Below are 25101 nucleotides of genomic sequence, written 5' to 3'. Positions count from 1 at the left end.
ACAGATGACCTCTACCGCCGACTATCACAAGATCAAGGCCCGGCACGTGAAGTTCGACTTCAGCGACACGCCGATCACCTGGGTGCCAAACGACCCGGGCAGCACGCACATCATCAACACGCTGAACCTGCTGTTCCCGGAGGGCGAACTGTGGTTCTGCCGCGTGTACAACAAGGCACTGCCGAACATCACCGATGCGCGCCTGCGCGACGAAGCCGAAGGCTTCCTGCGCCAGGAAGCCGTGCATTCGCGCTCGCACGGCGGCGTGCTCAAGCATTACTACGACCGGCACGGGATCGACACGAAGCCGTTCACGCAGAAGCTGAACTGGCTGTTTACGCGCGTGCTGGGCGAAGCGCCGTTCGGGCTGAAGATCGGCCATACGCGTTTCTGGCTGCGTCAGCAGCTCGCGGTGATCGCATCGCTCGAACATTTCTTCGGCTATCTCGGCAACTGGGTGCTCAATGCGCACGGGCTCGACGAAGGCCGTGCCGACCCGACGATGGTCGACCTGCTGCGCTGGCACGGCGCGGAGGAAGTCGAACACCGGACCGTCGCGTTCGACATCTACAACCACATGGGCGGCAACTATCCGGAGCGCTGCGTGCACATGGCGTTCGTGATCGTGCTGTTGCTCTACTTCATCACGAGCGGCGCGAAATTCATGTACCGGCGAGATCCCGCCGCCGGCCGCTACCCGGGTTTCGTGCTGTCGTGGTGGAAGGGTTCTCGACGCGGGCACCTGCCGTCGTTCTGGAAAGTGATCGGCGCGGCGTTGCGCTATTTCAAGCCGGGCTATACGCCGCACCACGAAGGCTCGACCGAGCAGGCGCTTGCGTATCTGGCGCGCTCGCCGGCCGCGCAAGCGGCCGCGCATGGCGGCAACTGGGGCACGACGAAGGGCGCATGACCGGGTCCGCAAGCGGGTTCGCGACGGTTTCGGCGGGGCGCCGGCCGAAATGCGTACAATCGCGGCTTCATTTCCCGGAGGTGCCGCGATGGCCATGAAGAAAACCGATCTAGAAAAGAACAAGGCGCTCAAGCTGACGCACGCGATGAAGCAGTCCAGCTCCGCCCGCTTCGGCAAGGCTGCCGAGGACGCAGCGAAGCTCGACCGCCGCGCGCAGCGCAAGCTCGACCAGGAACAGGGTCTCGTGCCGTTCGCGTGCAAGCTGAACGCCGAACTCGTCGAACAGCTGAAGGCACGCGCCGCCACCCATCCGAACGGGATGACCGGCCTGTTGTCCGAACTGCTCGTCAACGGCCTCGCCCAGCGCGACGCGTGATCGTCGCAAATCTCGAAAATAGTCGTTGACAACGCCGTACGACATCGACAAACTCGTTCGCATGCCTACGTTCAAGCTCATCGCCATCGCGAATCATTGCCCGGTGAACATTCGAAAGAATGGATCACGGGAGGCGCTTGTGCGTTAGCATCCGAGCAGTACCGCATGTCACACAAGGCCTCACCGGAAACGGATGAGGCCTTTTTGTTCTGGTGCGCGTCATCCGTCCGGCTCAACGAATGGAGCAGACGATGGACCAGGCAAGCCCGTTGTTCGACCGTCCCGATTCGCGCCGCGTCGGTGCGATCGCGTTACCGACCGTCGTGATCCGCTTCGCGGTCGCGCCGCGCACGACACTGACCTGGCGCGCGCCAAGCGATGCGGAAATTCGCGCGCACGGCGCACCGCTGTGGATCACGCGGCCGCCGAGCGTCGACGACTACTGGGTACAACCCGGCGACGTGCTGCGCATCGCGCGCGGCGATCGCATCTGGCTCGGCACCGATGACGACCGGCCGGCCGAAGCGTCGATCACGACGGCGTACGTGAGGCGCGGCGAACGGCTGAGGCGCACGCTCGCGCGAATGCAACGTTTGCTCGCCGGACGATGGCGAAGACGGGATTGACGATGCGCGCTCACGCGCGCGGCGGGGATGCCGGAACGCGCGGAATCACCGTATGCGGAAACGGACGCACCCGCGACGCAACGCGTCGCGGGTGCGCATCGAATGACGCGGCACGCACGTGCGTGCCGCGTGCGATCGCGCGCCGTGCGCAACCCTCACATGCATCACGTGCATCAGGTGCTGGCGGCGAGACGCGGGCCCGTGCTGCGAGGCGTGGAATCGAGGTCGGGGCGTTGCGCCGCCTGCGAGGTCACCCACGGGTCGATGCCTTGCTTTTGCACCTCCTCGAGAAATGACACCCGCGTACGCCAGTAATCCGCCTGTAATTTCGCATCGATGACGCGCTGTTCGGCTGCGAACAGTTCCATGCGCGCCGTCACGAGCATCGATGCAGCGGTTTTTTCCGGCGTGGGGGCGTGCCGCATCGCCCAACGGCTGATCCAGTTCAACATGCTGACCTCCGTGATGACGGGCGAACCCGCATCGGGCAATCGCAACCGGTCGCGCCTGCCCGAATGCGCAACGACCGTCACCGCGCTTCACCGCCCGGCCTGCACGGACTGCGACTCCCCCGCGTCGGCAACATCTGGCCGGCGTGTGCGCGCGGTGTATCTATCCTAGAAACACTTGCCGGTTAACGCGATGACGTCTTGCAATCTTTTACACAGAAACCACAGTCGGGCTCGCACCGCGAAATGACAGTTGCGGACGCGACGGCTTCGGCGCAGGATAGGCCGATATCTGCAACCGCCTGGACTGACGAATGGCTGCTGCATGCCGCCGCGCACCCGCGCCGGTCATGCGCGCGCTCGCGCACGTATTGCGTCCGTCCTGCGTTCGCCCCTCGTGCGGGCGTGCCATTGCAGTCGCATGCCGTCGCGTTGCGGCAGCCCCCCGCATGTCGATCATGCCGTTGCGTCCGCATCGGCCGACACGGCCCGCCCGTCGTCGAATCGTTTCCATCGTTTCTACCTGCCCGCCTCGTCCGAACCGGTAAAATGCGCGCCTTCCTCGCGCGGCCGGCCTGTCCAGCCGTTCGCGCGAACGCTGCCGATCGTGCCCCGCAACTATATCGTCCGAGCTATCCGCGCTATTACAATCCGCCGATAGCGTCGCAATAGTGGCTGGTTACAGTACGCCGGCCTCGCGCTGCCTTACAACAATTCGGCACGAACAACAAGCAACACGACAACCCGACCGGAGAAACGCCTTCATGGAATCCATCAAGCGGTATTTCGGCTTCGACGAAGCCGGCACCGACTTCCGCACCGAAATACTCGCGGGCGTCACCACGTTCCTGACGATGGCCTACATCATCTTCGTCAACCCCGCGATCCTCGGCGATGCCGGCATGCCCAAGGAATCCGTGTTCGTCGCGACCTGCCTCGTCGCTGCGCTGGCGTCGATGATCATGGGGCTGTACGCGAACTACCCGATCGCCTGCGCGCCCGGCATGGGCCTGAACGCATATTTCGCGTACACGGTCGTCAAGGGGATGGGCTTCACGTGGCAGGCCGCGCTCGGCGCGGTGTTCATCTCCGGCTGCCTGTTCCTGCTCGTCACGCTGTTCCGCGTGCGCGAGGCGATCGTCAACGGCATTCCGAAATCGCTGCGCATCTCGATCACCGCCGGCATCGGCCTGTTCCTCGGCATCATCTCGCTGAAGACCTCGGGAGTGATCGTCGGCAACCCCGCCACGCTCGTCACGCTCGGCGACCTGCACAAGCACGATACGATCCTCGCGATCATCGGCTTCTTCACGATCGTCACGCTCGACCACCTGCGCGTGCGCGGCGCGATCCTGATCGGCATCATCGGCGTCACGATCCTGTCGTTCTTCTTCGGCGACAACCAGTTCCACGGCGTGTTCTCCGCGCCGCCGTCGATCGACGCGACGCTGTTCAAGCTCGACATCGGCGCCGCGCTGTCGACCGGCATCATCAACGTGATCCTCGTGTTCTTCCTCGTCGAACTGTTCGACGCGACCGGCACGCTGATGGGCGTCGCGAACCGCGCGGGCCTGCTCGTCGAGGGCAAGATGAACCGCCTGAACAAGGCGTTGCTTGCCGACAGCACCGCGATCGTCGCGGGCTCGCTGCTCGGCACGTCGTCGACCACCGCGTACATCGAAAGCGCGTCGGGCGTGCAGGCCGGCGGCCGCACGGGCGTGACGGCAATCACCGTCGCCGTGCTGTTCCTCGCGTGCCTGTTCATCGCGCCGCTCGCCGGCGTCGTGCCGGCCTACGCCACGGCACCGGCACTGCTGTACGTGTCGTGCCTGATGCTGCGCGAGATGGTCGAGGTGCCGTGGGACGATGCGACCGAAGCCGTGCCGGCCGCGCTGACCGCGCTGCTGATGCCGTTCACTTACTCGATCGCGAACGGCGTCGCGTTCGGCTTCATCGCATACGGCGGCCTGAAGCTGCTGACGGGCCAGGCCCGCACGGTCAAGCCGATCGTGTGGATCATCGCGGCCGTGTTCCTGTTCCGCTTCTTCTATCTCGGCAGCGAGTGACGCACGCGCGCCCCTGTGCGCTGCAAGATGAAACGAAAACGCCACCTTCGGGTGGCGTTTCCGTTTTGTTCTCGTTTCGGCTACGCGGGGTGGCGCAAGCGAGCGCCGGTCAAGCCTCCGCCTGCCGGAGCACCCAGCGCGCGAAGGTCTGCAACGGCCCCTCGCCCAGTTCCAGCGCCTCGGGCAACACGAGACAGAAGCGCTTGACCACGCCCCGCCCGTCGGGCCAGGGCGCCGCGAGCAACCCTTGCGCGATCTCGGCGTCGACATAAAGGCGCGGTACCAGCGCGACGCCGAGCCCGGCGAGCGCCGCCGCGATCAGCATCGAGTAAAGATCGTAGCGTGCGCCGGCGGCCGGATTGTTCACCGGCAGCCCCGTCTCCTGCACGTACGCCGACCACGCATCAGGCGTCTGGCGCTTGTGCAGGCGCGGCAGCGTGCCCAGCAATACGTCCGGCTGCCCGGCCGCGAGCAGCGACGGATGGCAGACCGGCACCAGCACCTCCTCGCACAACCGGTACGTGTGCATGCCGGCCCAGGCCGGATGCTCGAAGTGAATCGCCGCATCGAAACCGCTGCCGGCCAGCACGAACGGCTCCGCGCGATCGGCGAAATGCACCGTGATGTTCGGATGCTGCGTCTGGAATCCCTTGAGCCGCGGAATCAGCCAGCGCGTCGCGAATGTCGGCGTCACGGCGATATCGACGCCGCCGCCGTCACCGGGCTGCCCCATCATGTACTGGCTGTCGCGCTCGAGCCGGTCCAGCACTTCGCGAACCTGCGCCGCGTAGCGCACGCCGTTCGGCGCCAACCGCACGCGGTTGCCGACCCGCTCGAACAGCGCGACACCCAGGAACGTCTCCAGCCGGCCGATCTGCCGGCTGATCGCGCCTTCCGTCAACGCCAGTTCGTCGGCGGCGCGCGCGAAGCTTCCATGCCGCGCCGCGGCCTCGAATGCCATCAATGCCGAATTGCTCGGAATCCTGCGTCGCGTCACGATTGCTCCCGGTCCGACCGCCGTCGGTCATGGCTTGATCAAATGTCATTGAACGGTGACGAATCATCGTTTTTCTGCCGTCCATCGGCTCATTATCATGACAAAAACTCAACCCGTCGAGCAGCCATCGGCCCCGAAGGCCGCTCGCCCCCGTGGAGAAACCATGATCTATGCCGTTGAATGCAGCATCGCCGAGCCCGCCGTCGAAGCCGAGTGGAACGACTTCTACAGCCGCGTCAAACTGCCGGCGCTCATCTCCGTATCCGGCTTCCGCACGTCGCAACGCTTTCGCGCACTCGGCGGCGACGGCCCCGTCTATCTCGCGCTGCATACGATCGACGGCCCGGACGTGCTGACGTCGGCCGAGTATCGCGACAAGGGCGGCGGCAATTTCGCGTGCTGGCAGCCCCACATCGTCGAGTGGCGCCGCAACGTCTACGACTGCGCGGCCCCCGCGCCGGCCGTCTCCGGCCATCAATGGCTGGCCGTTTGCGACGACCCCACCCCGTTCGCGCGAGCAGCGATCGCAGCCACGGCCATGCATGCGGTCGCGCTGGATCGGCGGCCGGCCGCGCGCTGGCTGGCCGTCCTCACGCACGATCAGGCTCGGCTCGGGTCCGATGCCGCGATCCGGCTCTATGCACCGATGGGTGACCCACTCGTCAGCACACCGACGTCGGCAACCGCACGCTGACCGGAGCCCGACCATGCCCAGCGTCACGATCTTGATTCCCGAGGCGAGCATGCCGGCCAGCACGGCGCTCGACGCGTTGTCGTCGGCCTGCGAGAGGCTCTGCACCGACGTGCTGAGCGCCGCACCCGGCACGGTCCACGTCGCGTACATCCCGGTCCGGCACGGCTGCGGACATCCGGTCAGCGCGGAGATCCGCTTTCGCACCTCGTCATTTCGCACCCCTGAACTGATGGACCGGTTCATGACCGAACTGGATCGCGAGATTCTTCGCCACACCGGATTCGTCGCACGCATCCGCTGCTTCGGCCACGACACCACCCACCTTCACGCCCGACATTGACCCGTGAGCACGCCTGTTCAACTCCCTTCCTTCCCGCGTCGCCAGATCGGCGATTTCACAGTGATCGCGATCAGCGACGGCACGCTGACGGCCGGCCTCGACCTGCTGTCGAACATCGACGTCGACGACGCGACCGGCATCATGCACCGGGCCGGCATACACGCGCCGTCCGACGTCAACATCAACTGCTACGTGATACGCGGGAACGGGCGGACCGTGCTCGTCGACACCGGCGCCGGCGGCATCCGGAACTGGGGCGGCCTGCTGCGTCCGTCGCTGTCGCAAGCCGGCATCGATGCACGCGACATCGACACGGTCCTGCTGACGCACGCGCATCCGGATCACATCGGCGGCCTCCTCGACACGGACGGACATCCGGCCTTTCCGCAAGCGGAAGTGCTCATTCACGAACGGGAACGTGCGTTCTGGCTGGACGACGCCATGTACGAGCGGGCAAACGAGCGCGCACGCGTCAATTTCCGGATCGCGCGGCGCACGTTCGACGTGTATCGCGCGCATCTACGCACCATCGAGGCAGGCGACGTGCTGCCCGGTATCGTCGCGGTCCCGCTGCCGGGGCACACGCCCGGCCACACCGGCTATCGCGTCGAATCGCGCGGCGAGCGCCTGCTGATCTGGGGCGATCTCGTGCATTTCGCGCCGATTCAGGTTGCGCGCCCCGACGTGTCGATCGCGTTCGATCACGATCCGTCGCAGGCATCATCGACGCGCGCGGCCACGCTCGCCGAAGTCGCTTCGGATAACTTGCTGATTGCGGGCATGCACCTCGCCGACACGGGCTTCGCACGCATCGCGCGCACGAATGGCGCAACCGGCGGCGCGTATGTGCTTGGCGGGGCGGATTGAGCGAAACGGAACGCGCGCACGCCAGTGCGCCGCACGATGCTCGAATCGTGCCACGCACCGCTCCGGGCGAGCGCGCTACCGGACGAGCATGCGCCGATATGACACGGGCGCCGGTATCCGGCGCCCGCTCCGTCGCTGCCCGGTCGCCCGGCTCAGCGCCAGTTCGCTTCGTAGAAGCGCACGTAGCCGCTGCGCAGCGTCACGCATTGCGCGCGCGTCTCGGACAGCAACCGCCGTGCGGCCGCCTCGATACGCTCGCGGTGCTGATCGTACGCACCGACCATGTCCTCGAAGCGCGGCGATGCCGCACCGAAATGATCCTCCAGCGCCTCGGCGGTGATCTGACATTGAACGCGCTCGCCATTGACCAGCGCCGTGAAACCAAGCATCAGGTCGCGCCCCGAATATTCGGGCTTCTCATTCGTGAAATGAATCTGCATGGGAGCCGCCTTGTCCGGTAGAAAGCAAATGACCGCGTCCATCGTCCGCTACCGGCCGGACGAAAATTTACGCGGGCTCGCCGGCAGAGGCAGGATCCACGGGGTATGGCGCGGACACCGCATGCCGGTTGCATTCCACTTTAGACGGTTTCGCGCAGGAGGCAAATTTTGCGATGTGCGGCGTTCCGACGCGTATTTTCATCAGACCAGCGCGACATCCGGCACCGTTTGCCGGGTGGCGTCAGTGGGGATCGGTGGGCCAGATGTTCAGTGCGATCGCGGCGGTCGTGGCGCCTACCGCGATCGCGGCCGCCCCGTATTGCACCGCGTCGCTCAGGTCGAACAACAGACCGTGGATCGCGACGGCGATGCCGCCCAGCATGATGAAGGTGGCGATGGCCGCCAGCACGACTCTCAGTTCCGTCCGAACCATGATGCGTCTCCCGAACGGATGCATGTCACGTCGCATGCATGTTGCGATGCGGAACACGGCGCGTGCGCGTTCCACTTTCATCATTGCATGCGGGCGCTTAAAAGCAAGGGGTTTTTGTACGCAGTCGCACAACGCGTGCGGCGCTTGTATGATGAGGCGATATCGATAGCGGCGGCCCGGGTGGCGGATGGTGCGGCGCACAGCGTCAAGGCGGGGCGACCGCGAAGCATGGAGCCCCAGTAAGCGCTGAAGCGCCAACTGGGGCCGACAGGAGACAAGACATGCCTCAATCTTTCGTGCTGCCCGCCACCGCGGGCCGCAACGACCTGCTCGCGCAGGCGCATGCCCGTTCGACCGCGATCGGCCTGCGCGCCAACGAGCAACCCGATTTCTCGCCGCTGTCGCGGCTCGCGCTGCGCGAACTGCTCGACACGAACCACGCATTGTTCGCACACGCGCGCCCGGTGATGGAGAACCTCCACGCGCAGATCGCCGACACGCAAAGCCTCGTGCTGCTCACCGACGCCGACGGCGTGATCCTGCACAGCATCGGCGACGCGGACTTCATCGAAAAGGCGAACCGCGTCGCGCTGTGCACCGGCGTGTCGTGGGCCGAAGGCGCACGCGGCACCAATGCGATCGGCACCGCGCTCGCATCGGGCCAGGCGGTCGCCGTGCACGGGTCCGAGCACTTCCTGCGCGCGAACCATATCCTCACCTGCTCGTGTGCGCCGATCATCGACTCGTTCGGCCGCACGCTCGGCACGCTCGACGTGAGCGGCGATCCGCGCGGCTTCAGCTCCCATACGCTCGCGCTCGTGCGGATGTCCGCGCAGCTGATCGAGAACCATCTGTTCGCGAACCAGTGCGCGGAAGCACTGCGGCTGCGCTTCCATGCCCACGAGGACTGCGTCGACTCGCTGTTCGCCGGCCTCGTCGCATTCGGCCCCGACGGCGGGCTGATCGCCGCGAACCGCAGCGCGCAATTCCAGCTCGGCGCGACCTTCGATGCGTTGCAGCATCAAGGCTGCGATGCGCTGTTCGGCATGCACTTCGGCCAGCTCGCGCAGCAGGCAGCCCGCGCACCCGGCGCGCCGTTCAGCCTCACGCTGTCGACCGGTGTGCGCGTGCTCGCACGCTGCGAATTCGCGGAAGCGCACAAGACGGCCGTCGCCGTCACGCCGCCCGCGCCCGCCGTGCGCATGCGGGCTCCGGACCCCGACGCGATCACGTTCGCGACGCTCGACACCGGCGATGCGCGGATGGCCGCCGTGCTCGAACGCGTCGCGAAGATTCGTGGACGCGATCTGCCGTTGCTGATCCTCGGCCAGACCGGCACCGGCAAGGAATGGCTCGCGCGTGCGCTGCACCAGGCATCGCCGCGCGCGGACGGCCCGTTCGTCGCGGTCAACTGCGCGGCACTGCCGGATTCGCTGATCGAGGCCGAACTGTTCGGTTACGAGGACGGCGCCTTCACCGGTGCGCGCAAGCGCGGCAGCCCCGGCAAGATCGCGCAGGCCGACGGCGGCACGCTGTTTCTCGACGAAATCGGCGACATGCCGCTCGCGCAGCAGGTCAGGCTCATGCGCGTGCTGCAGGAGCGCGCGGTGATGCCGCTCGGCGGCGCACGCGCGGTGCCGGTCGACGTGCGCGTGGTCTGCGCGACCCACCGCGACCTGCGTGCGATGATCGCCGAAGGCACGTTCCGCGAAGACCTGTTCTACCGGATCAACGGGCTCGCAGTCACACTGCCGCCGCTCGCCGCGCGCACCGACCTGCCGGCACTGGTCGAGCGGATCCTCGCGCGGCTCGGTCGCAGCGAGCCGATGCCGAGCCGCCTCGCGACCGACGTGCTCGACGCGTTCATGCGGCACCGCTGGCCCGGCAACCTGCGGCAAATGACCAACGTGCTGCGCACGGCCGGCATGCTCGCCGAAGACGAAGCCGAAATCACGCTCGCGCACCTGCCCGACGATTTCTGGCTCGACTGCGACGACACACCGGCGGCACAGGCCGCACCGGCCGACACGCGCGAAGCGACGACACTGCAGAGCCACCAGGCCGCGGTGATCGACGCGGTGCTCGCGCGGCACGGCGGCAACGTATCGGCCGCCGCGCGGGAGCTTGGGCTCGCGCGCAATACCGTGTACCGCTACCTGCGCCGACACTGACGTCCCGGGCCGGCTGCCCGACGGGCGCCGGCCGCGCCGCCTTCGGGTATGCTTGCCGCTTGCCTTGCCTTGCCGCCGCGCCGGCACCCGCTTCGCCCCATGACCGATCCCGACCACCCGCCTCTCGTACGCATCGAGCCGCTCGGCGCGACGTTCGACGCCCCGGATTCGCTGACGCTGCTCGAGGCCGCCGCGTTCGCGCACGTCAGGCTGCCGCGCTCGTGCCGCAACGGCACGTGCCGAAGCTGCCTGTGCAGGATCGTCAGCGGCAGCGTACGCTATACGATCGAATGGCCGGGTCTGAGCCGCGAGGAAAAGGCCGACGGCTATACGCTGCCGTGCGTGGCCGTAGCGACCTCGGATGTCGTGCTCGACGTGCCCGACGCGGTGATGATCGACTGAACGCGGCGAGCGCGCGTGCGCCGTCCCGCAGCTAGGATGCCCGCCTGGAGAACGTGATGACCCAGTCCACCGATCGCATCGAGAAACAAGCCTTGCTCACCGCGCCGCTGGCGCGCGTCTGGGAAGCCGTCAGCAATGCCGGGGAATTCGGCATCTGGTTCGGCGTGACGTTCGACGGGCCGTTCGTCGCCGACCGGCCGCTGTTCGGCCGCATCACGCCGACGCGCGTCGACGACGACGTCGCCCGGGCACAGGAGCCGTATGCCGGCACCGTGTTCGAGATCGTCGTCGATCGCGTCGAGCCGATGCACCGATTCTCCTTTCACTGGCACCCGTTCGCGATCGATCCGAACTTCGATTACGCGTCCGAGCCGATGACGCTCGTCACGTTCTCACTCGCCGAAGCGAACGGCGGCACGCTGCTGACGATCACCGAAACGGGCTTCGACCAGTTGATCGAAGCGCGCCGCGCAAAGGCTCGCGAGATGAACGATCAAGGCTGGGCCGCGCAGATGACGCTGATCACGAAATATCTCGCGAAGCACGCGTAAGCGTGCCGCGCGTCATGCCCGGTATCCGCGTGCCCGCATGCCCTCGCGGCGGGTGCGTGGCATAATCCGCTCCATCGCCGTTCATACCCCGCCCCGCGCATCGCATGCTGAGCCGTCGTTTCCGGAAGATCGTCAGTCTGATCGGGATGCTCGCCATCCTGATGACAACGCTCGCGCCGACGATCTCGCAGGCGCTGACAACGCAAGACCGCGTCGACTCGCTCCTTGCCGGTTACTGCACGGCCGGGCCGGCGGGCGGCAACCATGCCGGCGATGCGTCGTCGAAAAGCCTGCAGGCCCATCTGCAGGCTTGCGGCTATTGCAGCCTGCTCGCCCATACACCCGCCCTGCCCGCGCCCGAACTGACGTTCGCGGCCAACTTCCACCCGCTCCAGCATCGCGAAGCAACCCGCTTCGAAAGCCTGCGCCGCACGCTGCCGCTCACGGCCGCGCAACCACGCGCCCCGCCGTTCGCGTCCTGATTCGTCGTCACCGCGCGTGATGCCCTCGCGCATCACGCCGTGAGCACGCGCGCCGCGCGTGCATGCCGTGTCACGTTTCGAAGGACGATCTCATGTTCGACCGTATTGCTCGAGGCATCGTGCCGTGCGTGCGCTCGCCCGCGCGACCATTCGTCGAATGCATCGTTCTCCTTGTCATTTCCAACCGGATCATCCCGTCATGAAAACCACTGCTTTCGTCCGCGGCGCACTCGTCGCACTCGGCTTCGTCGTCGCACAGGCCGCTCACGCGCACGCACACCCGAAAAACCTGCAACCCGCCGCCGACGCCACGCTGTCGAGCGCGCCGCACGCGGTCACGATCGACTTCAGCGAAACGCTCGAACCCGCATTCAGTTCGATCGCCGTCACCGACAGCCATGGACAGTCGGTCGTCGACGGGAAAGCCGCCATCGACGCCGGCAACCGGAAGCGGATGCATGTGGAGCTGGCGAACCTGACGCCGGGCACGTACACGGTCGCTTGGGTTGCAGTGGCGACCGACGGGCATCGCACGCAGGGCCACTACACGTTCACGCTGAAGTAACGCACACGATGCCCGCGTGGCGATCTTCCCTACCCGATCAGGAACACACTCGATGAAACGCTCGATTCCGACCAGCCTGCTGTTCGCATTGCTGGCGCTGCAGGCGCCCGCCACGTTCGCCGCATCGGCCGTTCAGGCCGATGCATGCTGGATCCGTACGATGCCGGCGACGGTGCCGTCGTCCGGTTATTTCACGCTGAAGAACGACGGCGACAAGCCCGTCACGCTCACGGGCATCGATACGCCCGCGTTCGGGATGGCGATGATGCACGAAACGCAGACGGCCGGCAGCACCGCGAAAATGGTTCACGTCGAAGCGGTCGACGTGCCCGCGCACGGCACGGTGACGTTCAGGCCGAAGGGCTATCACGTGATGCTGGAGGAACCGCGCCAGCCCGTCGCGCCCGGCGCGAAGGTACCGCTGCGGCTGCATTTCGCCGACGGCGCGACGGTGTCCGTGACCTGCGACGCGAAGGCGCCCTCCTACACCGGCCAGTAACGCCGCAACCGCATCGACCGAAGGAGACGCACATGAGCAAGGAACGCGTGCCGCTGGCCAGCCTGATCGTCCGCTACCGGACGCCGCTGAACGTCGCCGTGTTGATCGCCTGCGGGTTATGGGCGGCATGGATCGCGTGGATGACGCGGCCTTCGGCGATCGATTCGCCGTCGTCGATCGCCGCATACTGCGTGCGCGACACACGCTGACGCGCCGCGCCGGTTCCGGCGGCGGTCCGCGTCATTTTGGCGTGGCATCATCGCTTCATCCCGACCGCCGGAACCCCCTCCCGGAGCAACGCATGTCCATTCAGACCTGGATGCTGTTTGCCGCCGCCTATCTCGCGACGACGCTGTCGCCGGGCCCCAACGTGCTGCTCGTCATCCGCAACACGGTGCGCTACGGCTCGCGCGGCACCACCGCGACGATCGCGGGCAACCTCGTCGCACAAGGCGCGGTGGTCATGCTCGTCGCGCTCGGCGTCGGCGCGGTGCTGGCCGCGATGCCGCCGCTATTCATCGCGATGAAGGTCGTCGGCGCCGCGTACCTGATGTTGCTGGGCGTCCGGCAACTGCGCGGCGACCGCAACGCACGCTCGCCCGACGGCCGGGCCGAGATCGTCGAGCCCGACCGCAGGAAGCTGTTCCGCGAAGCGCTGTTCGTGTCAGGCAGCAATCCGAAGACGATGATCTTCCTGTCGGCGTTCATGCCGCAGTTCATCGCACACGGTCGCCCGCTCGCGATGCAGTTCGTCGTGATGTATGTGACGATCGCATGCACCGTCGTCGTCGTGCACAGCGTCTATTCGTTCGGCGTGCGCCGGCTCCATCGTGGTATCGGCGTCAGCCCGTGGGTACGCGCGGCCAAGCGCGCCAGCGGGCTGCTGTTCGTTGGCCTCGGGATCAAGCTGCTGACCGCACGGCAGGCGTAAGCGTCCGCACGGCGACGGCCGGCGCCGCGGCGTGATCGGAACCGTCAGCCCTTGACGGCCAGCGTGGCCGCAATCTCGCCGAACGACGGCCGTGCGTCGATCTCCTCGTTCAGGCAGGCGGCGGACAGCGCGTCGAGTACGTGCGAACCTTCCCACGCACGCGGCTCGCATCGCGCCAGCAACTCGCCGAGCAGATGGCCGAACGCCCTGACTTCCAGCCGTTCGAGCCGCGCCGCGCGCACGCGGTCGTTCACGTCGTAGACCGACGCCGCGCCGAAATCGCCGAGCAGCGCGCCGCCCTTGCCGTCGTGCAGGATGTTGTGGGCGTACAGGTCGCCGTGCATGATGCCGCGCGCGTGCAGATGCGCTGCCACCGACGCGATGCCGAGCGCGATCCGCGATGCCTCGGCCGGCGCGAATCGCTCATCGGCCGCATAGACGTCGCGCGTGCAGGACGCAAAGCTCGGCGGCTCGGCGAGGTTCGTCAGCGCCGGATCGACCAGTTCCATCACGAGGCCGTGCGTGCCGTCCGGATGGCCGTGCACCTTGCCGATCACCGGAATCATGTTCGGGTGACGCCCAGCGTGCAGGCACGCGGCCATTTCGCAATCGGGCAGCCCGTCGCTCGTCACGGCCCCCTTGAACAGCTTGACCGCGACCGCGCGCGGCGCTTGGCCGTCCACCCGCCACTGCGCGCGATAAATGACACCCGATGCGCCTTCGCCGAGCTTCCGATCGAGGGCGAGCGACGTCCAGTCGATATCCGCGACACCCGGCTCGGCCGAAGCCGCCGCTTCCGGCGCGGTGCCGAACGGATTGCCCGCGGACGCGAGCCACGCGAGACGCGGCAGACGCAGCAACCAGTCGGGCAGTTCGTCCAGCCGGTTCGCCGACAGCCGCACCAGTTCGAGCGCACGGCACGCGGCCATTTCGGGCGGCAACGTGCGCAGCCGGTTGCCCGCGAGCATCAGCTTCTGCAAGCGCGAGCAGTCGCCGATCTCGGCGGGTAGCGCGCCGATTTCGTTGTCGGTCAGGATCAGCCAGCGCAGCGCGCGCGGCAGCGATCCGCGCGGCACCGTGCGGATCCGGTTCGCCTTGAAGCCGATCATGTCGAGCTGGGCGCATGTGCCGAGCACCTCGGGAAATTCGGTGAAGCGATTGCCGGACGCGAACAGGATGCGCAGCCGATGCAGCCGCGACAGGTCGTCCGGCAGCGCCGACAGCGCATTGCCGGACAGGTCGAGCACTTCGAGCGTGTCGGCCAGATCGAGGATTTCGCGCGGAAATTCGGTCAGCCCGCACGCGAGCTTGAGTTGCCGGGCGCCCGACAGCTGGCCGGCCTGCAGTTGTTCGAGGGTGGTGGTCACGGGGAGAATGCGGATGGCAGTAGCGATGGTCGTCGGACCGATCGTCCGAATTCTACCGGGATCGCTTTCACGCATCCGCTCGCCGTTTCACACCCTCTTCACAAACGCGCGATGTAACGCTACAATTCGGCCCCTTGCAGTGCCGACGTGGTGAAATTGGTAGACACGCTATCTTGAGGGGGTAGTGGCGAAAGCTGTGCGAGTTCGAGTCTCGCCGTCGGCACCAAATACGGTTTTTCCGTGTTTCGTGCATTTGCAAAACCCGCGACAGCGCATGGCTTCGCGGGTTTTTTTATTGCTTCGGCGATGCGGGACGAAGCGCTCGGTCAGATGGACGACAAACGTCGACGCCTCGAATCCCGCGTCGATGCCTGCGTTTCCGGCGCGACGACTTCGCGTCACAGCATCGGCAACACGGCCCGAATATGCCCGGCGAACGCCGCCGTCAGATGCGACGGCCGTTTCCGGTCGAACCTCAGCGTAATGCCCACCGCCGGCAACGGCGGCAACCGCGGATCGCCGTTGACGATCGCCAGGTCGGCCGGCACGGCCGTCTGCGTCATCACCGCGAACGCCTGCCCCGAGCGCACCAGCGCGATCAGCCCCGCGAGACTGCTGCTCGCATACGCGACGCGGTAATCGCGACCGGCGCGATGCAGCGCGTCGCAGGCCGCGATGTGATCGAGCGTATCGGGATCGGACAGCGCGAGCGGCAGCGGATCGAAATGCGCGGGCTCCAGCCCCGGATAGCCGATCCAGACCAGTTGCTCGCGACGAATGATGTCGTCGTTCGCCCCATCGTCCGGCAATGAAATCATCGCGAGATCGACCGCGCGTTTCTCGAGCTGTTCGAGCAGCCGCGGCGTCGGCCCGCATACGATTTCGACGATCGCCTGCGGATGCTGGCTCGAAAACTGCCGCAGCAGCGGCGGCAGAAACACCTCCGCGTAATCGTCCGGGCACCCGAACCGGATCGTCCCCGTCAACCCCGTGCCGCACAGGTCGGCCATTGCCTCGTCGTGCTGCCGCAGGATGCGCTGCGCATGCACGAGCAGCCGCTCGCCGGGATGCGTCAGCACCACGCCGCGGCCAGTGCGCTGGAACAGCGGCTGGTCGACGATATCCTCGAGCCGCTTCATCTGCTGGCTGAGCGCGGACTGCGTCCGGCCGACGCGCGCGGCCGCGCGGCTGAGCGCGCGCACCTCGGCGATCACGACGAACGAACGCAGCAGGTCGATTTCGAGCGAGCGTCCCAAGGTATTAGCCCCCTTTCTACCTTGCATAAGAACTATTCGTTTCCATCAAACCAGACGCGCGCCTAGACTGCAAGCGATCCCTGCCCCCTTGCCCGGAGAAGCCCGATGTCCCTGAACGACGACGCAACCTTCTGGCGCAACGCCAGGCAGCACCTGGTCCGCTACGGCGGCACGTTCGAGCCGATGATCATCGAGCGCGCGAAGGGCAGCTTCGTCTATGACGCCGACGGCCGCGCGATCCTCGATTTCACGTCGGGGCAGATGAGCGCGGTGCTCGGCCACTGCCATCCGGAGATCGTCTCCGTCATCGGCGAATACGCGGGCAAGCTCGATCACCTGTTCAGCGGAATGCAGTCGCGCCCCGTCGTCGATCTCGCGACGCGCCTCGCCGACATCACGCCGCCCGGGCTCGACCGCGCGCTGCTGCTCAGCACCGGCGCGGAATCGAACGAAGCGGCGATCCGGATGGCGAAGCTCGTCACCGGCAAGTACGAGATCGTCGGTTTCGCGCAGTCGTGGCACGGGATGACGGGCGCGGCCGCATCGGCCACGTACAGCGCGGGCCGCAAGGGTGTCGGCCCGGCCGCCGTCGGCTCATTCGCGATTCCGGCGCCATTCACGTACCGGCCGCGCTTCGAGCGCAACGGCGCGTACGACTATCTTGCCGAACTCGACTACGCGTTCGACCTGATCGACCGCCAGTCGAGCGGCAACCTCGCGGCATTCATCGCGGAGCCGATCCTCAGTTCGGGCGGGATCATCGAACTGCCGGACGGCTATATGGCGGCGCTCAAGCGCAAGTGCGAGGCGCGCGGGATGCTGCTGATCCTCGACGAGGCGCAGACGGGCGTCGGACGCACCGGCACGATGTTCGCGTGCCAGCGCGACGGCGTGACGCCCGACATCCTGACGCTGTCGAAAACGCTCGGCGCCGGGCTGCCGCTCGCGGCCATCGTGACGTCCGCGGCGATCGAGGAACGCGCGCACGAACTCGGCTACCTGTTCTATACGACGCACGTGTCGGATCCGCTGCCCGCGGCCGTCGGCCTGCGCGTGCTCGACGTGGTGCAGCGCGACGGGCTCGTCGCACGCGCGAACGTGATGGGCGACCGGCTCAGGCGCGGCCTGCTCGACCTGATGGAGCGGTTCGACTGCATCGGCGACGTGCGCGGGCGCGGGCTGCTGCTCGGCGTCGAGATCGTCAAGGATCGCCGCACGAAAGAGCCGGCGGACGGCCTCGGCGCGAAGATCACGCGCGAGTGCATGAACCTCGGGCTCAGCATGAACATCGTGCAGTTGCCCGGCATGGGCGGCGTGTTCCGGATCGCGCCGCCGCTGACGGTCAGCGAGGACGAGATCGATCTCGGCTTGTCGCTGCTCGGTCAGGCGATCGAACGCGCGCTGTAACGCCGCCGCGCGGTAACGCCCTTCTCCGCATCGTGCGATTCGTCGCGCCGGTTCGAGCGACCGGCGCGACGGATTCCCGATCGATCAGCGCGTTTCGGCCGCCCACGCTTCGGCATCGGCACCGGCCGGAATGCGCATCGGGCTCGACGGGTCCGTCGCCGCGCGCCACACGGCTTCGGCAACATCCTGCGCATGGGTGATCGGCCCCGACGCATCGAGCATCCTCGCGACGGCCTTTCCGGCGAACTCCGCATACGCCTCGTGTTCGAAGCCATGCATGTGCGCACGCGCGTTGTCGCCGAAACGCGTGTCGGGTGCACGGCCCGGCAGCACGAGATGCGCGCGCACGCCGAACGGTTCGAGTTCGACCGCCATCGATTCGGTGAACGCATTGACCGCCGCCTTGCTGGCTCGGTATGCGCCGACCAGCGGCAACACCTTCAGCGTGACGCTCGACGTGACGTTCACGATCACGCCGGCCCCACGCCGGCGAAACTGCGGCAGCACGGCCTGCGTCACCGCAATCGTGCCGATCGTGTTGGTTTCGAACAGCGCACGCACCGTGTCGAGCGGCGTGAGCTCGGCCGGCGCGGCCGCGCCGAAGCCTGCGTTATTGACGAGCACGTCGATCGGGCCGGCCGCGTCGATGGCGGCGCGGATGCTGTCCGTGTTCGTCACGTCGAGCGCCAGCACGCGCAGGCGTTCCGATGGCGGCAGCACGTCCTCGCGCGGTGTGCGCATCGTCGCGAAGACCTGCCAGTCGCGGGCCAGGAAATGGCGGGCAATCTCGAGGCCGAAGCCGGAGGAACAGCCGGTGATCAGTACGGTCTTCATGCGAACTCCTGGGATGTGTTGGGCATGTGTCCGTACGATAGATGGCCGGACCCGTATTCGCTACAATCGAAAATCCGATTTTCTTTTGCGAGAGTCCGGCGATGATCGACCCGTTGACCGAAGTCGTGACGCTGCTGCAACCAGGCGCGCGGTACTCCAAGTCGGTTCACGGCGCGAGCCCGTGGTCGATCAACCGCACGGTCGCCGGCGAGCCGTTCTATTGCGCGATCCTCGACGGCGGGTGCCGGATCGCCATCGACGGGCACGCGCCGATCGAGCTGCTACCCGGCGATTTCGTGCTGATTCCGGCGGCCTACGGCGTCGCGATGTCCAGCCTCGAACCGCCGCCGCCGGGCGTCGAAACCGGGCCGCCGGTCGCACTCGACAACGGCGAATACCGGATCGGCGATCCGGGCAACCCGGTCGACACGCGGATGATGGCCGGCAACTGCAGCTTCGGTTCGCCGGACGCAGCGCTGCTGGTGTCGCTGCTGCCGCAATTCGTGCACGTGCGCGGCGAACCGCGGCTGACCACGCTCGTGCAACTGGTGCGCGACGAATCGCGCGCGCAGCGGCCCGCGCGCGAGATCGTGCTGGCGCGCCTGCTGGAAGTGCTGCTGATCGAGGCATTGCGGTTCACGACCGAAACGAACGCGTCGCCCGGCCTCGTGCGCGGGCTCGCCGACAATCGACTGGCGGCCGCGATCCGTGGCATGCACGCGCGCCCCGCCTATCCGTGGACGGTCGTCGAACTCGCGAAGGAAGCGGCGCTGTCGCGCTCGACGTTCTTCGAACGCTTCAGCCGCGCGGTCGGCGTCGCGCCGATGGAATACCTGCTCACGTGGCGCATGGCGCTCGCAAAGGATCTGCTCCGCCGCAACGAAGGCCGCATCGCCGAAATCGCGGGGCGTGTCGGCTACAGTTCCGCGAGCACCTTCAGCGTCGCGTTCACGCGGCATGTCGGGCGGCCGCCGGCGCAATATGCGCGTGACGAGCAGGCGGTGGCGAGCGAAGCATGAACCGCGCATGCACGCCACGCCGCGTGTCGCGACACGCGCCGGGGTCCCGCCCCGCTTCTCGCCCGATTGCCGGACGAACGGCCCGCGTTTGCCACCGGCATCACGCGATCTGCGTACACTGCCCGACACGCAACAACGACGCGCGAGGCATTCGATGACGACAGCGGCAAAGGACATCGGCACGACCGACCACTGGCTCGTCGCGCGCCGCGATCAGGAAACCGGCATCGAAAGCCTGCACGCGCATTTCAACGGCCATGCGTACGATGCACACGATCACGACGACATGCTGCTCGGCTTCACCGAACAGGGCGTGCAGCAATTCCAGTGCCGCCGGTCGCTGCATACGAGCGTGCCCGGCCGCGCGATCCTGATCGAGCCGGGCGCGATGCACGACGGCCATGCGCCCGAAGCAGGCGGCTTCACCTACGGCATGCTGTACCTGCCGCAAGCATGGGTCGAGCGCGCGGCGCGCCGGCTGAATCTTCCTGGCATGGGTGGCGTCGAGGCCGCTTTCGGCCATACGCTGGTCGACGATCCCACGCTCGTCGACACGATCCGGCAAGCGTTTCTGGCGATCCACGGCAACGAAGGCAGGCTCGCGCGCGACCAGACGCTCGACCGCCTGCTGACGCGGCTCGGCGGCGAACTGCGCGGCCCGATCGCGCTGGAAAGCGGTGTCGTGCCGCCCGCGATCGCGCGCGTGCGCGATCTGCTGCATGCGCGGATGGACGGCAACATCGGGCTCGACGAACTCGCCAGCGTCGCCGGGATCGACCGGTTCCGGCTGACCCGGCTGTTTCAGCGCGCGTTCGGCACGTCGCCGCACGCGTATCTGGTGCGCTTGCGGCTGCGCGCCGCGCGCCGGCTGCTGGCGATCGGCCGCACGCCCGCTCAGGTCGCGGCCGATGTCGGCTTCGCCGACCAGAGCCACCTGGGCCGCTGGTTCCGCCGCGCGTACCGGATCACGCCGGCCGCGTACCGGCAAATGTGCACAAACGTTCCAGACTGATCGCACGCGGCATCCGATCATGAGTGCCCCAATGAGGAGCAAGCATGTTCGATACGAAAGTGGCACTGATCGTGCGCGACGATCTCGCGGCGTGGCAGAAACTCAACGTGGTCGCATTTCTCGCGACGGGCGTCGCGGCCGGCGCGCCCGACGCGCTCGGCGAACCGTACGAGGATGCGGCGGGCAACCGCTACGGCCGCATGTTCGGCCAGCCGATGCTGGTATTCGCGGCCGACCTGAACGGCCTGCAGGCCGCGCACCGGCATGCGCTGTCGCGCGACGTGAGGATCGTGCCGTACGTGCGCGCGATGTTTTCGACCGGGCACGATGCGGCCAACCGCGCAGTGTTTCGCGCCGAGGATGCGGAGAATCTGGATTTGGTCGGCCTCGCGTTGCACGGGCCGAAGAAGGCTGTGGACAAGGCGGTGAAGGGGCTCGCGTTGCACGCGTAAGCGGGTCGTGCAACGCCGTCGTTTTCGTTCGATTCGCGTTTGGGCCCATGTCGCCGAATCTGCGACGAATGAAGCAATTCCGGCGACATTTTTCTTGCAAGATGATGGGCTGCGCCGCCGGCCCGTTGCAGGCCGGCGGCTTTCTCCATCAACCGCCGAGATACGCCTGCTTGATCCGGTCGTTCGCGAGCAGGTTCGCGCCCGTGTCCGCCAGCACCACGCGCCCCGTTTCGAGCACGTAGCCGCGATCGGCCACGCCCAGCGCCTTGTTCGCGTTCTGCTCGACCAGGAACACCGTGACGCCCTCGTCGCGGATCGTCCGGATGATGTCGAAGATCTGCGCGATCACGAGCGGCGCGAGGCCGAGCGTCGGCTCGTCGAGCAGCAGCAAGCGCGGCTTGCTCATCAGCGCACGGCCGATCGCCAGCATCTGCTGCTCGCCGCCCGACATCGTGCCGGCCCGCTGCGCCGCGCGCTCCTTCAGGCGCGGAAACAGCTTGAAGACGTGCTCGATGCCGTCGTCGATTTCATGACGGCTCGCGAAGAACCCGCCCATCTTCAGGTTCTCGAGCACCGTCAGGCTCGGGAACACGCGCCGCCCTTCCGGCGAGATCGCCATCCCCTGCCGCATGATCTGGTGCGTCGACATCGCGGTGATGTCGTTGCCCTCGAACAGCACGCGGCCCGACGATGCGCGCGGCGTGCCGCACACGGTCATCATCAGCGTCGTCTTGCCGGCGCCGTTGCTGCCGATCAGCGTGACGATCTCGCCCTTGTTCACCTCGATCGACACGCCCGCGAGCGCCTCGACCGCGCCGTAGTGCGTATGGACCTGTTCCAGCTTCAGCATCACTCTTCCCCCAGATACGCCTTGATCACGCGCGGGTCGTTGCGGACCGCTTCCGGCGTGCCGATCACGATCGGCCGGCCGTGCTCCATCACGAGGATGCGGTCCGACACGCCCATCACGAGGCTCATGTCGTGTTCGATCAGCAGCACCGATACGCCGAACTCGTGGCGCAGCTTGTCGATCAGATGCTGCAACTCGATCTTCTCCTGCGGGTTGAGACCGGCCGCCGGCTCGTCCAGCATCAACAGACGCGGCTCGGTGATCATGCAGCGCGCGATCTCGAGACGCCGCTGGTGCCCGTACGACAGCGTGCCCGCCTGCCGGTTGGCGACCGACGTCAGCCCCATCCGGTCGAGCCAGACGGCCGCGCGTTCGAGCGCTTCCTTCTCGGCGCGGCGATACGCGGGCGTCGCGAACAGGCCATGCAGCATCCCCGACTTCACCTTGCGATGCTGCGCGACGAGCAGGTTCTCGACGACCGTCAGCGACTTGAACAGGCGGATGTTCTGGAACGTGCGCACCAGGCCCTTCAACGCGATCTTGTGGCTCGGCAGCCCGGCGATCGCGTGGCCGTCGAGCACGACGTCGCCGCCGGTCGGCTTGTAGAAGCCGCCGACGCAGTTGAACACCGTGGTCTTGCCCGCACCGTTCGGCCCGATGATCGCGAACACCTCGTTGCGGCGCACGTCGAAATCGATGCCGTCCACCGCGAGCAATCCGCCGAAGCGCATCTGCAGCCCGGCGACCTTCAACAGTTCTGCATTCGCGCTCATTGCGGCAGCTCCACGTGGGGACGGCTCGCGGGCAGCAGGCCCTGCGGACGCCACATCATCATCAACACCATCACCAGACCGAAGATCAACATCCGGTACTCGGCGAACCCGCGCGCGACTTCCGGCAGCACGGTCAACAGGATCGCCGCGAGAATCACGCCGAGCTGCGAACCCATCCCGCCGAGCACGACGATCGCGAGGATCAGCGCCGATTCGATGAAGGTGAACGATTCAGGATTCACGAGGCCCTGACGCGCGGCGAAGAACGCGCCGCCGATGCCCGCGAACGCCGCGCCGAGCGTGAACGCCGACAGCTTGATGCGCGTCGGGTTCAGCCCCAGCGAACGGCATGCGATCTCGTCATCGCGCAGCGCTTCCCACGCACGCCCCATCGGCATGCGGATCAGGCGGCTCGTCACGAACAGCGTGAAGCCAACCAGTACCAGCGCGATCAGGTACAGGAAGATCACCATGTGCTCGCCGCTGTATTCCAGCCCGATCAGTTCATGGAAGGTCTTCGCGCCTTCGACGCTCGCCGAGCGCGCCATCTCGAAGCCGAACACCGTCGGCTTCGGAATGCTCGAGATGCCGTCCGGGCCACCCGTGAGGCTCGTCAGGTTGTTCGCGAGCAGGCGGATGATTTCGCCGAAGCCGAGCGTGACGATCGCGAGATAGTCGCCGCGCAGACGCAACACCGGGAAGCCGAGCAGGAAGCCGAACGTCGCCGAGGCGATCGCCGCAATCGGCAGGCACTCCCAGAACGACAGCCCGAAATACTGGTTCAGCATCGCGTAGGTATAGCCGCCGACCGCGTAGAACCCGACATAGCCGAGATCGAGCAGCCCCGCGAAGCCGACCACGATGTTCAGCCCGAGGCCGAGGATCACGTAGATCAGCGCGAGCGTCGCGACGTCCACGGCGCCGCGCGAACCGAAGAACGGCCACACGAGCCCGACCGCGAGCAGCACCCAGATGATCGCGCGCTGCTGCTGCGCGCCCATCGCGGGCATCGCCGGCAGCTTCACCGCGGATTTCGCGCGCACGAGCCACGGCTTGAACAACTGGAACAGGAACACGGCCGCGACCGCGATCCACACCGGGCGCCAGTGCGGCGTGAGCACCACCTGATAGCCGTCGAGCTTCAACTGCAGGCCGAGCACCGGAATCGTGAGGATCGCCGTCAGCAGCGCGGCGGCCGCGGCATTCTTCAGCGCCTGGCCGATCGAGGCGTCGGCGGCCGGGCGGCGAACGGAAATGACTTGACTCATCTGCGTCTCCCTCAAACCTTTTCGATGTCCGACTTGCCGAGCAGGCCGGTCGGGCGGAAGAGCAGGATCAGCACGAGCAGGCCGAACGCGACGACGTCCTTGTACTCGGCCGGCATGTAGCCTGCGGCGAAGGTTTCGGCAAGGCCCAGCAGCACGCCGCCGAGCATCGCGCCCGGGATGCTGCCGATCCCGCCCAGCACCGCGGCGGTGAACGCCTTGATGCCCGCGACGAAGCCGATGTACGGATTCAGCTTGCCGATCGTCAGCCCGATCAGCACGCCGCCGACGGCCGCCAGCATCGCGCCGAGCACGAACGTGAACGAGATCACGCGGTTCGTGTCGATGCCGAGCAGGTTCGCCATCTTCATGTCTTCAGCGCATGCGCGGCAGGCACGGCCCATCCGCGAATGCGAGATGAACAGCGTCAGCGCGATCATCAGCACGATCGTCACGCAGACGATCAAGAGACGCGCATACGGAATCGTCACGTCGTAGTCGCCGCCGAGATGGATGTCGAACGCGCCGGAGATCAGGATCGGCACGGACACGTCGCGCGCGCCCTGGCCGATCTGCACGTAGTTCTGCAGGAAGATCGACATGCCGATCGCGGAGATCAGCGGCACGAGGCGCGGGCCGCCGCGCAGCGGCCGATACGCGACGCGCTCGACCGCGAAGCCGTACAGGCCGGTGACGATCACCGACACGATCAGTGCGGCGCCGAGCACGAGCGGCAGCGGATAGCCGGCGGAGATGCCGATGGCAGTCAGGGTCACGAGGCCCACGTACGCGCCGATCATGTAGATCTCGCCGTGGGCGAAGTTGATCATGCCGATGATGCCGTAGACCATCGAGTAGCCGATGGCGATCAGCGCATAGATCGCACCCAGCGTCAGGCCGTTGACCAGCTGCTGGGCGAATTGAGGAAAGAAGTCAGTCATGTGCGGGAAGCTCCCGTTGGCGCTGGGTCGCGTGCCGTCGCCGGATCACGGCGTTCGGCCGCGCGCAACGCACGGTGTCGTCTCGGGCCGCCCGTTGGCCGCGCAACGGCCAAATGCGCACGCACC

The 25101-nt window shown here is 66.9% G+C and carries 30 protein-coding genes and 1 tRNA gene; 20 read left to right on the top strand and 11 right to left on the bottom strand.

What is annotated here, in order from left to right; genetic code table 11:
- Positions 1-4 precede the first annotated feature (4 nt).
- The 3 genes from BTE28158_RS05965 to BTE28158_RS05955 all read left to right on the top strand — a co-directional run bounded on the left by BTE28158_RS05965 (position 5) and on the right by BTE28158_RS05955 (position 1912).
- Complete coding sequence (locus BTE28158_RS05965; RefSeq protein WP_059600183.1) at positions 5-910, top strand: metal-dependent hydrolase; 906 nt, start codon at positions 5-7, stop codon at positions 908-910.
- A gap of 88 nt (positions 911-998) precedes the next feature.
- Positions 999-1286: a hypothetical protein gene (locus tag BTE28158_RS05960; RefSeq protein ID WP_059600184.1), complete on the top strand. Its 288-nt coding sequence runs from the start codon at positions 999-1001 to the stop codon at positions 1284-1286.
- Between the two features lie 251 nt (positions 1287-1537).
- A complete protein-coding gene (locus BTE28158_RS05955) occupies positions 1538-1912 on the top strand; it encodes a DUF2917 domain-containing protein (protein ID WP_059600333.1) in 375 nt (124 codons plus the stop codon).
- A gap of 173 nt (positions 1913-2085) precedes the next feature.
- On the opposite strand, the gene BTE28158_RS05950 is transcribed toward BTE28158_RS05955, so the two are convergent.
- Positions 2086-2364, bottom strand: coding sequence for a hypothetical protein (locus BTE28158_RS05950; RefSeq protein WP_006480752.1), 279 nt, complete (start codon positions 2362-2364; stop codon positions 2086-2088).
- A gap of 761 nt (positions 2365-3125) precedes the next feature.
- Here BTE28158_RS05950 and BTE28158_RS05945 point away from each other — a divergent pair.
- Positions 3126-4427 carry an NCS2 family permease gene (locus BTE28158_RS05945; RefSeq protein WP_059600185.1) on the top strand — a complete coding sequence of 434 codons (1302 nt, stop codon included), beginning with the start codon at positions 3126-3128 and terminating at the stop codon, positions 4425-4427.
- A gap of 109 nt (positions 4428-4536) precedes the next feature.
- Here BTE28158_RS05945 and BTE28158_RS05940 read toward each other — a convergent pair whose 3' ends face one another.
- On the bottom strand, positions 4537-5388 hold the full coding sequence (locus BTE28158_RS05940; RefSeq protein ID WP_151047609.1) for a LysR substrate-binding domain-containing protein: 852 nt from the start codon (positions 5386-5388) through the stop codon (positions 4537-4539).
- A 199-nt stretch (positions 5389-5587) separates the two neighbouring features.
- Between BTE28158_RS05940 and BTE28158_RS05935 the strand changes: the two genes are divergently transcribed.
- Genes BTE28158_RS05935 through BTE28158_RS05925 form a run of 3 tightly spaced genes read left to right on the top strand, consistent with a single transcriptional unit; the run spans position 5588 to position 7325 of the window.
- Positions 5588-6118 carry a sugar ABC transporter gene (locus BTE28158_RS05935; protein WP_151047522.1) on the top strand — a complete coding sequence of 177 codons (531 nt, stop codon included), beginning with the start codon at positions 5588-5590 and terminating at the stop codon, positions 6116-6118.
- A gap of 13 nt (positions 6119-6131) precedes the next feature.
- Entirely contained in the window at positions 6132-6458 is a 327-nt protein-coding gene (locus BTE28158_RS05930) for a class III extradiol ring-cleavage dioxygenase family protein (protein WP_059600188.1), read from the top strand.
- 3 nt (positions 6459-6461) lie between these two features.
- Positions 6462-7325, top strand: coding sequence for an MBL fold metallo-hydrolase (locus BTE28158_RS05925; RefSeq protein WP_151047524.1), 864 nt, complete (start codon positions 6462-6464; stop codon positions 7323-7325).
- A gap of 152 nt (positions 7326-7477) precedes the next feature.
- On the opposite strand, the gene BTE28158_RS05920 is transcribed toward BTE28158_RS05925, so the two are convergent.
- Together BTE28158_RS05920 and BTE28158_RS05915 are read right to left on the bottom strand one after the other, a co-directional pair.
- On the bottom strand, positions 7478-7765 hold the full coding sequence (locus tag BTE28158_RS05920; protein WP_014898618.1) for a DUF1488 family protein: 288 nt from the start codon (positions 7763-7765) through the stop codon (positions 7478-7480).
- A 241-nt stretch (positions 7766-8006) separates the two neighbouring features.
- On the bottom strand, positions 8007-8282 hold the full coding sequence (locus tag BTE28158_RS05915; RefSeq protein ID WP_239007203.1) for a DUF2964 family protein: 276 nt from the start codon (positions 8280-8282) through the stop codon (positions 8007-8009).
- 197 nt (positions 8283-8479) lie between these two features.
- Between BTE28158_RS05915 and BTE28158_RS05910 the strand changes: the two genes are divergently transcribed.
- The 8 genes from BTE28158_RS05910 (at position 8480) to BTE28158_RS05875 (ending at position 13799) form a co-directional block, all read left to right on the top strand.
- On the top strand, positions 8480-10369 hold the full coding sequence (locus BTE28158_RS05910) for a sigma-54-dependent Fis family transcriptional regulator (RefSeq protein WP_151047526.1): 1890 nt from the start codon (positions 8480-8482) through the stop codon (positions 10367-10369).
- 99 nt (positions 10370-10468) lie between these two features.
- Positions 10469-10771 (top strand): 2Fe-2S iron-sulfur cluster-binding protein, encoded by a 303-nt coding sequence (locus BTE28158_RS05905; protein ID WP_059527056.1) that lies wholly within the window; start codon positions 10469-10471, stop codon positions 10769-10771.
- A 56-nt stretch (positions 10772-10827) separates the two neighbouring features.
- Positions 10828-11322 (top strand): SRPBCC family protein, encoded by a 495-nt coding sequence (locus BTE28158_RS05900; protein WP_151047528.1) that lies wholly within the window; start codon positions 10828-10830, stop codon positions 11320-11322.
- A 104-nt stretch (positions 11323-11426) separates the two neighbouring features.
- The gene (locus tag BTE28158_RS05895; protein ID WP_151047530.1) at positions 11427-11804 is read left to right on the top strand and encodes a DUF2946 domain-containing protein; all 378 of its coding nucleotides are present in this window, start codon (positions 11427-11429) and stop codon (positions 11802-11804) included.
- A gap of 199 nt (positions 11805-12003) precedes the next feature.
- Positions 12004-12369, top strand: a complete 366-nt coding sequence (gene copC, locus BTE28158_RS05890; RefSeq protein ID WP_151047533.1) for a copper homeostasis periplasmic binding protein CopC — start codon at positions 12004-12006, stop codon at positions 12367-12369.
- Between the two features lie 52 nt (positions 12370-12421).
- The gene (locus BTE28158_RS05885; RefSeq protein WP_059600194.1) at positions 12422-12868 is read left to right on the top strand and encodes a copper chaperone PCu(A)C; all 447 of its coding nucleotides are present in this window, start codon (positions 12422-12424) and stop codon (positions 12866-12868) included.
- Positions 12869-12900: 32 nt separating this feature from the next.
- Positions 12901-13077 (top strand): hypothetical protein, encoded by a 177-nt coding sequence (locus BTE28158_RS05880; RefSeq protein ID WP_170296371.1) that lies wholly within the window; start codon positions 12901-12903, stop codon positions 13075-13077.
- Positions 13078-13169: 92 nt separating this feature from the next.
- Positions 13170-13799 (top strand): LysE family translocator, encoded by a 630-nt coding sequence (locus BTE28158_RS05875; RefSeq protein ID WP_151047535.1) that lies wholly within the window; start codon positions 13170-13172, stop codon positions 13797-13799.
- A 44-nt stretch (positions 13800-13843) separates the two neighbouring features.
- Here BTE28158_RS05875 and BTE28158_RS05870 read toward each other — a convergent pair whose 3' ends face one another.
- The gene (locus BTE28158_RS05870) at positions 13844-15166 is read right to left on the bottom strand and encodes a leucine-rich repeat-containing protein kinase family protein (protein WP_151047537.1); all 1323 of its coding nucleotides are present in this window, start codon (positions 15164-15166) and stop codon (positions 13844-13846) included.
- Between the two features lie 141 nt (positions 15167-15307).
- Between BTE28158_RS05870 and BTE28158_RS05865 the strand changes: the two genes are divergently transcribed.
- Positions 15308-15392: transfer RNA gene (locus tag BTE28158_RS05865), tRNA-Leu, on the top strand.
- Positions 15393-15564: 172 nt separating this feature from the next.
- Here BTE28158_RS05865 and BTE28158_RS05860 read toward each other — a convergent pair.
- Positions 15565-16449, bottom strand: coding sequence for a LysR family transcriptional regulator (locus BTE28158_RS05860; RefSeq protein WP_174919742.1), 885 nt, complete (start codon positions 16447-16449; stop codon positions 15565-15567).
- Between the two features lie 78 nt (positions 16450-16527).
- Here BTE28158_RS05860 and BTE28158_RS05855 point away from each other — a divergent pair, with 78 nt between their 5' ends.
- Positions 16528-17829, top strand: coding sequence for an aspartate aminotransferase family protein (locus tag BTE28158_RS05855; RefSeq protein ID WP_151047541.1), 1302 nt, complete (start codon positions 16528-16530; stop codon positions 17827-17829).
- An 84-nt stretch (positions 17830-17913) separates the two neighbouring features.
- Here BTE28158_RS05855 and BTE28158_RS05850 read toward each other — a convergent pair whose 3' ends face one another.
- Complete coding sequence (locus BTE28158_RS05850) at positions 17914-18663, bottom strand: SDR family oxidoreductase (protein WP_151047543.1); 750 nt, start codon at positions 18661-18663, stop codon at positions 17914-17916.
- A gap of 41 nt (positions 18664-18704) precedes the next feature.
- Here BTE28158_RS05850 and BTE28158_RS05845 point away from each other — a divergent pair, with 41 nt between their 5' ends.
- The 3 genes from BTE28158_RS05845 to BTE28158_RS05835 all read left to right on the top strand — a co-directional run bounded on the left by BTE28158_RS05845 (position 18705) and on the right by BTE28158_RS05835 (position 21146).
- Entirely contained in the window at positions 18705-19682 is a 978-nt protein-coding gene (locus BTE28158_RS05845; RefSeq protein WP_151047546.1) for an AraC family transcriptional regulator, read from the top strand.
- Between the two features lie 154 nt (positions 19683-19836).
- Positions 19837-20694: an AraC family transcriptional regulator gene (locus BTE28158_RS05840; protein ID WP_151047548.1), complete on the top strand. Its 858-nt coding sequence runs from the start codon at positions 19837-19839 to the stop codon at positions 20692-20694.
- 44 nt (positions 20695-20738) lie between these two features.
- Complete coding sequence (locus tag BTE28158_RS05835) at positions 20739-21146, top strand: DUF2000 family protein (RefSeq protein WP_124622059.1); 408 nt, start codon at positions 20739-20741, stop codon at positions 21144-21146.
- A 148-nt stretch (positions 21147-21294) separates the two neighbouring features.
- Here BTE28158_RS05835 and BTE28158_RS05830 read toward each other — a convergent pair whose 3' ends face one another.
- The 4 genes from BTE28158_RS05830 to livH are packed head-to-tail and all read right to left on the bottom strand — an operon-like array spanning position 21295 to position 24975.
- The gene (locus BTE28158_RS05830) at positions 21295-21996 is read right to left on the bottom strand and encodes an ABC transporter ATP-binding protein (protein WP_006484776.1); all 702 of its coding nucleotides are present in this window, start codon (positions 21994-21996) and stop codon (positions 21295-21297) included.
- Positions 21996-22769 (bottom strand): high-affinity branched-chain amino acid ABC transporter ATP-binding protein LivG, encoded by a 774-nt coding sequence (gene livG / locus BTE28158_RS05825; RefSeq protein ID WP_059600203.1) that lies wholly within the window; start codon positions 22767-22769, stop codon positions 21996-21998. Before livG ends, BTE28158_RS05830 begins: the two co-directional genes overlap by 1 nt.
- The gene (locus BTE28158_RS05820) at positions 22766-24037 is read right to left on the bottom strand and encodes a high-affinity branched-chain amino acid ABC transporter permease LivM (protein ID WP_059447699.1); all 1272 of its coding nucleotides are present in this window, start codon (positions 24035-24037) and stop codon (positions 22766-22768) included. The genes livG and BTE28158_RS05820 overlap by 4 nt, the downstream gene beginning before the upstream one ends.
- An 11-nt stretch (positions 24038-24048) precedes the next feature.
- Positions 24049-24975 carry a high-affinity branched-chain amino acid ABC transporter permease LivH gene (gene livH, locus BTE28158_RS05815; protein ID WP_124622061.1) on the bottom strand — a complete coding sequence of 309 codons (927 nt, stop codon included), beginning with the start codon at positions 24973-24975 and terminating at the stop codon, positions 24049-24051.
- Positions 24976-25101 lie beyond the last annotated feature (126 nt).

It is taken from the genome of Burkholderia diffusa, assembly GCF_902499115.1.
Taxonomy (GTDB): Bacteria; Pseudomonadota; Gammaproteobacteria; order Burkholderiales; family Burkholderiaceae; genus Burkholderia; species Burkholderia diffusa.
Note: the sequence above shows the minus strand (reverse complement) of the source record. Positions and strands in the feature narration are given on the sequence as shown.

Coding starts and splice junctions, on each gene's coding strand:
- BTE28158_RS05900 (WP_151047528.1), top strand. CDS start 10,828: ATGACCCAGTCCACCGATCGCATCGAGAAACAAGCCTTGCTCACCGCG.
- BTE28158_RS05930 (WP_059600188.1), top strand. CDS start 6,132: ATGCCCAGCGTCACGATCTTGATTCCCGAGGCGAGCATGCCGGCCAGC.
- BTE28158_RS05830 (WP_006484776.1), bottom strand. CDS start 21,996: ATGCTGAAGCTGGAACAGGTCCATACGCACTACGGCGCGGTCGAGGCG.
- livG (WP_059600203.1), bottom strand. CDS start 22,769: ATGAGCGCGAATGCAGAACTGTTGAAGGTCGCCGGGCTGCAGATGCGC.
- BTE28158_RS05875 (WP_151047535.1), top strand. CDS start 13,170: ATGTCCATTCAGACCTGGATGCTGTTTGCCGCCGCCTATCTCGCGACG.
- BTE28158_RS05895 (WP_151047530.1), top strand. CDS start 11,427: ATGCTGAGCCGTCGTTTCCGGAAGATCGTCAGTCTGATCGGGATGCTC.
- BTE28158_RS05965 (WP_059600183.1), top strand. CDS start 5: ATGACCTCTACCGCCGACTATCACAAGATCAAGGCCCGGCACGTGAAG.
- BTE28158_RS05835 (WP_124622059.1), top strand. CDS start 20,739: ATGTTCGATACGAAAGTGGCACTGATCGTGCGCGACGATCTCGCGGCG.
- BTE28158_RS05820 (WP_059447699.1), bottom strand. CDS start 24,037: ATGAGTCAAGTCATTTCCGTTCGCCGCCCGGCCGCCGACGCCTCGATC.
- BTE28158_RS05960 (WP_059600184.1), top strand. CDS start 999: ATGGCCATGAAGAAAACCGATCTAGAAAAGAACAAGGCGCTCAAGCTG.
- BTE28158_RS05915 (WP_239007203.1), bottom strand. CDS start 8,282: ATGATGAAAGTGGAACGCGCACGCGCCGTGTTCCGCATCGCAACATGC.
- BTE28158_RS05840 (WP_151047548.1), top strand. CDS start 19,837: ATGACGACAGCGGCAAAGGACATCGGCACGACCGACCACTGGCTCGTC.
- BTE28158_RS05860 (WP_174919742.1), bottom strand. CDS start 16,449: ATGCAAGGTAGAAAGGGGGCTAATACCTTGGGACGCTCGCTCGAAATC.
- BTE28158_RS05850 (WP_151047543.1), bottom strand. CDS start 18,663: ATGAAGACCGTACTGATCACCGGCTGTTCCTCCGGCTTCGGCCTCGAG.
- BTE28158_RS05940 (WP_151047609.1), bottom strand. CDS start 5,388: ATGGCATTCGAGGCCGCGGCGCGGCATGGAAGCTTCGCGCGCGCCGCC.
- BTE28158_RS05955 (WP_059600333.1), top strand. CDS start 1,538: ATGGACCAGGCAAGCCCGTTGTTCGACCGTCCCGATTCGCGCCGCGTC.
- BTE28158_RS05855 (WP_151047541.1), top strand. CDS start 16,528: ATGTCCCTGAACGACGACGCAACCTTCTGGCGCAACGCCAGGCAGCAC.
- copC (WP_151047533.1), top strand. CDS start 12,004: ATGAAAACCACTGCTTTCGTCCGCGGCGCACTCGTCGCACTCGGCTTC.
- BTE28158_RS05935 (WP_151047522.1), top strand. CDS start 5,588: ATGATCTATGCCGTTGAATGCAGCATCGCCGAGCCCGCCGTCGAAGCC.
- BTE28158_RS05910 (WP_151047526.1), top strand. CDS start 8,480: ATGCCTCAATCTTTCGTGCTGCCCGCCACCGCGGGCCGCAACGACCTG.
- BTE28158_RS05880 (WP_170296371.1), top strand. CDS start 12,901: ATGAGCAAGGAACGCGTGCCGCTGGCCAGCCTGATCGTCCGCTACCGG.
- BTE28158_RS05945 (WP_059600185.1), top strand. CDS start 3,126: ATGGAATCCATCAAGCGGTATTTCGGCTTCGACGAAGCCGGCACCGAC.
- livH (WP_124622061.1), bottom strand. CDS start 24,975: ATGACTGACTTCTTTCCTCAATTCGCCCAGCAGCTGGTCAACGGCCTG.
- BTE28158_RS05920 (WP_014898618.1), bottom strand. CDS start 7,765: ATGCAGATTCATTTCACGAATGAGAAGCCCGAATATTCGGGGCGCGAC.
- BTE28158_RS05845 (WP_151047546.1), top strand. CDS start 18,705: ATGGCCGGACCCGTATTCGCTACAATCGAAAATCCGATTTTCTTTTGC.
- BTE28158_RS05950 (WP_006480752.1), bottom strand. CDS start 2,364: ATGTTGAACTGGATCAGCCGTTGGGCGATGCGGCACGCCCCCACGCCG.
- BTE28158_RS05905 (WP_059527056.1), top strand. CDS start 10,469: ATGACCGATCCCGACCACCCGCCTCTCGTACGCATCGAGCCGCTCGGC.
- BTE28158_RS05885 (WP_059600194.1), top strand. CDS start 12,422: ATGAAACGCTCGATTCCGACCAGCCTGCTGTTCGCATTGCTGGCGCTG.